Source organism: Streptomyces sp. MnatMP-M17 (assembly GCF_900091995.1).
In the GTDB taxonomy this organism is placed as follows: Bacteria; Actinomycetota; Actinomycetes; order Streptomycetales; family Streptomycetaceae; genus Streptomyces.
Map to the genome: position 1 here is coordinate 1 of NZ_FMDK01000818.1, position 8,050 is coordinate 8,050.

4 protein-coding genes are annotated in these 8,050 nt (G+C 68.2%); 2 read left to right on the plus strand and 2 right to left on the minus strand.

The features are described from left to right. Nucleotides 1–68 precede the first annotated feature (68 nt). Complete coding sequence (locus tag GA0115259_RS31265) at nt 69–1,559, minus strand: sugar ABC transporter ATP-binding protein (protein WP_093603229.1); 1,491 nt, start codon at nt 1,557–1,559, stop codon at nt 69–71. A gap of 165 nt (nt 1,560–1,724) precedes the next feature. Here GA0115259_RS31265 and GA0115259_RS31270 point away from each other — a divergent pair, with 165 nt between their 5' ends. Continuing rightward, entirely contained in the window at nt 1,725–2,939 is a 1,215-nt protein-coding gene (locus tag GA0115259_RS31270) for an ROK family transcriptional regulator (protein WP_093603231.1), read from the plus strand. Nucleotides 2,940–3,016: 77 nt separating this feature from the next. Here GA0115259_RS31270 and GA0115259_RS31275 read toward each other — a convergent pair whose 3' ends face one another. After that, a complete protein-coding gene (locus GA0115259_RS31275; RefSeq protein ID WP_093603233.1) occupies nt 3,017–6,076 on the minus strand; it encodes a 3-keto-alpha-glucoside-1,2-lyase-like domain-containing protein in 3,060 nt (1,019 codons plus the stop codon). Nucleotides 6,077–6,739: 663 nt separating this feature from the next. Between GA0115259_RS31275 and GA0115259_RS31280 the strand changes: the two genes are divergently transcribed. Continuing rightward, nucleotides 6,740–7,942: a 3-deoxy-7-phosphoheptulonate synthase gene (locus tag GA0115259_RS31280; RefSeq protein WP_093603235.1), complete on the plus strand. Its 1,203-nt coding sequence runs from the start codon at nt 6,740–6,742 to the stop codon at nt 7,940–7,942. Nucleotides 7,943–8,050 lie beyond the last annotated feature (108 nt).

Here is an 8,050-nt window from a genome sequence, read left to right on the forward strand (position 1 = left end):
GAGCCGTGACCGGCGCGGGCGGGCGGCGGTGGCTCGGTGCGCGGCGAGCGCCCTGGGACCGGTCGCGGTCACGCGGCGTCCTCCCGTCCGCTCCGGCGGCCACCGGTGGCGAGCCGCATGATGCTCTCCTCGTCCGCGCCGGCCGGTAACTCGCCCACGAGACGGCCCTCGGACATCACCAGGATCCGGTCGCTCATACCGATCAGCTCGGGGAGTTCGGAGGAGATGATCAGTACGGCGAGTCCTTCACGGGCGAGTTCCCGTACGAGCGTGTGGATGGCGGCCTTGGCGCCGATGTCGACACCGCGTGTCGGCTCGTCGAACAGGAGTACCTGGGGCCGGGCCGCGAGCCACTTGGCGATGACGACCTTCTGCTGGTTGCCGCCCGAGAGATACAGCGCCTGCTGGTCCTCGCCACGGGCCTGGAGGCGTACGCGTTCGAGGAGCGCCGTGATCTCCCTGCCCGTCGGCGGTCCGCCGCGCGGAGGGACGGCCCGGGTGACGAGCAGCGCGTTGTCCCGTACGGACTGGTGCAGCGCGAGACCCTCCGTCTTGCGGTCCTCGGTGACCAGCGCGACACCGGCGCGGATGGCCTGGCGCGGGCGGCGTGGCCGCAGCGGGCTGCCGCCGACGGTCATGGTGCCCGTGGTGAAGGGAGTCGCGCCGAACAGGGCGCGCGCCAGTGACGTCCGTCCGGATCCCTGGAGGCCGGCGACGCCGACGACCTCTCCCGCCCGCAAGGTCAGGGCGATGTCACGGATACGGGCGTTGCCGCCGCCGGTGACCGTGAGCCGCTCCGCTCCGATCTCCTCCGGGCGGGCACGCGGCGGATAGTAGGCGGTCAGCTCCCGCCCGACCATGCTCCGGACCACCTCGTCGGCGTCGGTGTCGGCGGTACGCAGTGTGGTGACGCGGCGGCCGTCCTTGAGGACGGTGATACGCCGCGCGAGGCCGAAGACCTCCGGCAGGCGGTGCGAGATATAGAGAACGCCGAGGCCGCGCGCGGTGAGCCGGCGTACGAGCGCGGCGAGGAGCTCGCTCTCGTGGTCGGCGAGAGGCGCGGTGGGTTCGTCCATGACGAGGATCCGGACATCGGAGGCGAGGGCCTTGGCGATCTCGACGGTCTGCCTGCGTGCAACTGTCAGGTCCCTGACAAGCATATGGGCGGTGATACCGGTTTCGTCGATCTCGGCGAGGAGCTCACCGGTGCGGCGCTCCATGGCCTTGCGGTCCACGAGTCCATGGTGGACCGGTTCACGGCCGAGGAAGACGTTCTCGGCGACGGTGCGGTGCGGAAGGAGTGCGAACTCCTGGTGGATGATGCCGATTCCGGCGGCCTGCGCCTGCGCGGGATGGGTGAAGGTGTGCGCGGTGCCGTCGATCGTGATGGTGCCGGAGTCGGGGAGGTGCTCGCCGGCGAGGATCTTCATCAAGGTGGACTTGCCGGCACCGTTCTCGCCCACCAGAGCGTGGACTTCACCCGGTTCGAGGCCGAGGTCCACATCGTGGAGCACCCGTACTCCCAGGAAGCTCTTGGACACGCCTTGCATGGTCAGCATCGGCCGGCTCCTCGGTCAGCGGTCTGCTGTGCAGAGTCGTGAATCACCTTTGACCTGTCAAGAGTCCAAGAGGCAGCCTTTTCAGGGGAGTTGACGGTAACTTAGGACGACAGGCGAACAGCGGACGCCTTGTGAGCAGCGAAAGTCGTCCCTAGGGTGACTGTCATGCCTGTGCCGTCGGATCACAGCGGTTCCGCTCACAGCGGTTCCGCCGCCCACTCGCCCGGCGAGGTGCTGGCGCTGATCAGTTCCGGAGCCGTGACGACGCGCGCGGACATCGCGCGGATCACCGGGCTGGCCCGCTCCACGGTCTCCCAGCGGGTGGACGCCCTGATCGCGCACGGCCTGGTCGACGAATCGGCCCCGGCGCCCGGCGACTCGACCGGAGGCCGCCCGCCGCGCCGGCTCCAACTGCGCACCGCCGGACACCTGGTGGCCGGCGTGGACCTCGGCGCCTCGCACTGCGCGGTGGCTCTGACGGACATCGCGGGAGCGATGCTGGCCACGCACAAGGAGCCGCTGTCGATCGCGGACGGTCCGGAATCGGTACTGCGCCGGGTGGAGCGGGCGCTCCAGGCGCTGCTGAAGGAGACGGGACGGGATCCTCGGACGCTGCGCTCGATCGGTGTCGGCGTGCCGGGACCTGTCGAGTTCTCGACCGGCCGCCCCATCGATCCGCCGATCATGCCGGGCTGGCACCAGTATCCGATCCCGGACTTCTTCGCCTCGCGCTTCGGAGTGCGGGCGCTGGTCGACAACGACGTGAACGTCATGGCGCTGGCCGAGCAGCGCCGCGCGTTTCCCGACACCCGCTATCTCCTCTACCTCAAGGTCGGTACGGGCATCGGCTGCGGCATCGTGGCCGACGGCCGGCTCCACCGCGGCGCCCAGGGCAGCGCCGGCGACATCGGACATATCCAGGTCGGGGACCAGACGGAGCCATGCCGGTGCGGCAATACCGGCTGTCTGGAGGCGGTGGCGGGCGGGGCCGCGCTCGCGGCGAAACTGGCCGGTCTCGGGCTGGACGCGGCCTCGGGCAGCGATGTGGTGCGGCTGGTGACCTCCGGCAACCGGGACGCCGTACGCATGGTGCGTGAAGCGGGCCGGGCGGTCGGCGAGGTCCTGGCGGGACTGGTGAACTTCTTCAATCCGGACACGGTGGTGCTCGGCGGCGCCCTGGCCGCCGTGCACGACCAACTCCTGGCCGGAGTAAGGGAAGCGGTGTACCGGCGTTCGCATCCGCTGGCCACCCGTGTGCTGCGGATCGAGCCGAGCCGTACGGGGGAGAACGCCGCGGTCATCGGCGCCGGGATACTCGCGGCCGAGCAGGCCATGTCACCGTCCCAGGTGGACCGCAGACTGGCGCGGGCGATGGCCTGACCGGGCCGGCCATCGCCCACGTGACGGTCGGCCCAGGTCAGGTCAGATCGGTCCGGGCCGGTCCAGGTCAGTCCGCGTCAGTCCAGCGGCTCGATCCACAGGTTCCTGAAGCGGACCTTGTTGCCGTGGTCCTGGAGCCGGATCGCTCCTGTCGCGGCCGATTCGGCGTCACCGCTGCCGGTCGGCCCGTCCACGGCCACGTTGTCGTGGACCTTTGTGCCGTTCCACACCACGGTGACTCTGGCGTCCTCGGTCTTCTGCCCCGTGGCGTCGAAACGGGCCGCGCGGAAGACGATGTCGTACGTCTGCCAGGTCTCGGGCGCGGTGCCGGCGTTCAGGTCCGCGGCCTTCTTGTTGTAGATCGCCGCGGCCTCGTTCGCGGCGAGATTCTCCACACCGAACGAGTCCAGGATCTGGATCTCGTACCGCTCCTGGAGATAGATGCCGCTGTTGCCGCGGTCCTGGCCGGTGACGTCAGGCGGCAGCTTCGGCACCCGGAACTCGGCGTGAAGTCTGAAGTCGCCGAAGGACTGCTTGGTGCGGATGTCGCCGCAGCACACCTCGACGGAGTTCTCGGCGGTGCGCGGCCATTCGACACCGCGGCCGTCGGTGTGCTGCCAGGCGGAGGAGATGCTGCCGCCGGAGAACAGATCGATACGGCTGCCGGCCCGGCGTACCTCGATCATGTCGAGATTGACATGACCGGTGTCCTCGGGCCGGTAGGTGTAGGTGATGGTGTTACGGCCTTTGCGCAGGTCGAACCGTTCGGTCTGCGTGGACCAGCGGTTCCAGGCGCCGGTGGACGGTAGGCTGATCTGCCGCGTCTGGCCGCCGTTGACGCCCGCGCCGATCGTCTTGGTGCCGGTGAAGGGATGAGGGCCGTTGGCGTAGCGCAGGCCCACGTCGTAGGTGCCCTTGGCCGGGGCCTCGACCTCGAAGGTGGCGGTGGCGCCCTCGGTGCCGAAGCCGTCGACAAAGCCGCCGCCCGTGTAGCCGGCGTGCTCGGTGTCGATGTCCGCGCCGCCGGAGAGCCGCGCGGACTCGGCGTCGTACGACGTGACGGGCTCCTCGGGTCCTGGCCGCGCGTTCAGGGTGTACCAGGCCTCGGTGGACCACAGTTGCTCGCCGTCGGCCGAGGCGAACGGGCGCGGCGAGCGCACATGCACCACCCGGTCGGTCTTCAGCCCGGGGATGGAGAGCCGGACCGTACGGCGGTCCTCGGAAATCCGGGCGTTCGCGACCGGCAGGCTCTCCTCGTCCACCTTCGGGCCGCCGTACGCCGGCGTGGGAACATAGCGCCACTGCTCCACGGAGTAGCCTCCGTTCGTCAAGGTGGCGGCGGTCTCCTCCGACAGCGGCTTCGTATAGGTGAGTTCGAAGCCGTCGCGAGTGGCGCGCATGGTCTTGATGTCGAAGACGTTCGTGCCGTTCGGAGCGAGTTTCTGAAGGCCGAAGCGGAGTTTCCCTTCCTGGCCCCAGTTCCCGTCCGCGCCGAGGCCGCCGGCGTAGATCGCACCGTCCGGTCCCGTGCTGATACGGGTGATACCGGCCTCCAGGCCCTGCGTATGGCGGAACACCGCGCCCTGGTACTCGCCGTCCACCTTTTCCAGATCGGCGCGCTGGATCCCGCCGTAGGTGACATCACCGAAGAGCATCTGACCGGCGAAGATGCCCTTCTTGACCACCATCGGTGTGCTCGGCGAGTTCGCGATCTCGTTCTGCGGCAGCCAGAGCACCGGCTTTGTGGCCGCGCGGTCGTCGAACGGCCCGTCCGGATTGGTGTAGTGGTTGAAGAACCGGCCCTGCTTCACCTGGACGAGCTTGGAGGCAGGCAGCCAGCCGCCCTGGTTGTCGGTGACGAAGAGCTCGCCCTCCGGGCCCCAACCGATCCCGTTCGGCGTACGGAGACCGCCCGCCAGGTAAGTGACCTTTCCGGTCTTCCTGTTCACCTTGACGGTGGTGCCACGGTTCGCGGCCGGCTGCGGATCGGTCGTCGCGCCACCGTAGTTGATGGCGACCGAGAGATTCAGATAGAAGTCTCCGTCCTTGTAGAGCAGCCCGAAGGCGAACTCGTGGAAGTTGCCTCCGTACGGCCAGGACGCGACCTTGCGGGTGGTGTCGGTGACGTCGTCGCCATTGGTGTCGGTCAGCTCGGTCAGCTGGTGTTTCTCCGACACATACAGCTTTCCGTCGACGTACTTGATGCCCATCGGCTCTTTCAGCCCGTCGGCGACCTTCTTGTACGTGACCTTCTCCGGTCCCGTGTCACCCGTGACACCGTCGAGGAGGTAGACCTCTCCCACGGTGTTGTCACTGCCGCCCCAGGTCGTTACGGCGAGCCGGCCGTCCGGCAGCCAGTCCATGGCGGAGACCTGCGGCTCGAAGCCCTCGGGACGCAGATCGCTCAGCGTGTAGCCGGGATTGACCGAGGTCAGCGGGAGGCCGTCGCCGGGCGTGTCGTAGCGTCCCTCGCACTCCTTGCGGCCGGGAGCGGTGACACGGACCACGCCGGCGTCGGTGCTGAGCACGGAGTTCGGGACGAGAGTGAATTCGGTGGCGCCCGGCGGCTTCCACTGGAGCGTCACCTGCTGTTCGCCGCCACGGTCGAAGTGGTCGATGTGGAGCGCGTGGTAGCCGGAGGTGAGAGTGATCTCGCCGTCCTTGGGCTCGGCGCCGTGCAGTCCGTCGTGGTCGATGACCTGCTGGTCGCCGATGAGGAGGCGGGAGCCGTCATCGCTGATCAGACGGAAGGCGTACGTGCCGTCGGCCGGCACGTTGATGTTGCCGATGATCTGCGACATGAAGTTGTCGGTGAAGCCGAAGCCCTCGGTGGAGGACCAGTCGACCGTGGGAATCAGCTTGTCGACATTGGGCGTCTGGGCCGGCTTCAGATCGCAGAGCTCGCTGAGCGGCGACTGGATGTCGAAGACGCGGAGGGTGACGCCGGGCTCCTGAGGCGGCAGTTCCGCGGGAGCCCTCGACTCCGCCGCGGCTCTCGTCTTCGCGGAGGCGCTCGTCCCGGCGCCGGCCGCGGGCGCGGCGAGACCTCCGGTGATGAGGGCGGCGAGGAGTAAACCAGTGATGGTCCGTGGTCCGCGTCGGCTGTGTCGGGCGCTCTGGTACTCGTGTGGCTGCACTCGTCCTCCTGCTGGTGCGCTGCGAGTGGGCGGGGCCTGGGCGGCCCGCGTCCGCGGAGTGGAGTTCGTACACGTACCGGCGGTGCGGTGGCGGAGTTCCGCCGCGTTCCACGCAGACTTCTGCGCGAGAACGACGCCCAGAGTAGGGACGGCGCACCACACCGTCCATACTTTGTCCTCAACGAGGAAAAACTGACCGGGCGTTGACACCGGCGCTCGGCCGAAACATTTGATCTTCGTGCCGTGGTCGGCAATTCATCCGTCCCCGCAGGGGAGTTCACCTGGAGCCGAAACTCTCCGGTGTCCGCCTCGACTGGAACGAGTGCGCCACAGGTCCCTCTCCGGCAGCGGTCGCCCGTGTCGTCGCGGGCGCGGGCGAACTGCACCGGTTCCGGTGGGAGCCCGCTAGAGCCTCAACGTTGCGCCGCCCTTGCGGCAACTTGATGGAGTGAGTGGTCACCTGACGAAGTATTCGTCACCTGACGGAGTACGCCGCCGAATGTTGGCGGCGTACTCGTTTCGTCACATGATTTAGGCCGCTGCGGAGATCCGCCGGTGTGTGGGCGCGATTCGCTCCGGCGCTGCGGGCGATTACTTTTTTGTCTATGCGGATTCACCTTTTCGCTTCGATTGCTCATCGCCCATTCGCGATTGGAGAAATCAGTGGACAACGCTCTGGTCGATATTCGACTGAGAAGGGCGCTCCAGCAGCCACCGTGGGAAGATCCGTTACAGGTTGAGCAGGTCAGGAAGGAGCTGGCGGCTCGTCCCGCGCTCGTCGATGCCCGGGACGTACGGACGCTGCGGTCCCTGCTGGCCCGGGTCGCCGCGGGTAAGGCTCATGTGGTGCAGGCGGGCGACTGCGCGGAGGATCCCGCGGAGTGCACTCCGGGCTATGTCGCGCGCAAGGCGGGACTGCTGGACATGCTCGCGGGCGCGTTGCAGATGGACACCTGCAAACCGGTGGTGCGTGCCGGGCGGATGGCCGGTCAGTTCGCCAAGCCGCGCTCCAAGCCCACCGAATGGATCGGCGACCTCGAACTGCCCGTCTATCGCGGCCATATGGTCAACAGCCCGGAACCCGATCCCGAGCTCCGACGCGCGGATCCGGAGCGGCTGCTGGCGGGCTATCGGTCCGCCCGTGACGTCATAGGTCATCTGGGCTGGCCGAACCAGGGCGGACGGACACGTATGGGCGCGCCCATCTGGACAAGCCACGAGGCGCTGCTGCTCGACTACGAACTCCCCATGGTGCGCCGGGACGAACAGGGCCAGCTGCTGCTCACCTCCACACACTGGCCCTGGATCGGCGAGCGGACCCGGCAGGTCGACGGCGCCCATGTCGCTTTGCTCGCCGAGGTCGGCAACCCGGTGGCCTGCAAGGTCGGCCCGAGCATGACGGCCGACGAACTGCTGGCCCTGTGCGAACGGCTCGATCCCGGGCGGGAGAAGGGCAGGCTCACCCTGATCGCCCGGATGGGCGCCGAGGCGGTGGCCGAGCGGTTGCCCGCGCTTGTCGAGGCCGTCCGCGCCGCGGGACATCCGGTGATCTGGCTCACCGACCCGATGCACGGCAACACCGTCAGCACTCCGGACGGGCTCAAGACCCGTTTTCTGCAAGCGATCACACGAGAGGTCACGGAATTCCAGTACGCGGTCAGGAACGCGGGCGGAATAGCAGGTGGACTGCATCTGGAGACCACTCCCGACGATGTGACGGAATGCGTCAGGAGCGAGTCCCAGATCGATCAGGTCGGGGCCAAATACACGACCTTCTGTGATCCTCGGCTCAACCCGGGCCAGGCCCTTTCGGTGATATCGGCCTGGTGGATGACCGGCCGGTCGACGCCGGTGGGCGCCGCATAGCTTCGACGCTTCGGCGTTCAGCCGTCACAGCGATTCGACACATTCCATACAGGAGAGGAAGGTCATGGCGGGGATACCCCCGATCGAGCCGTATCCGATGCCGGCAGG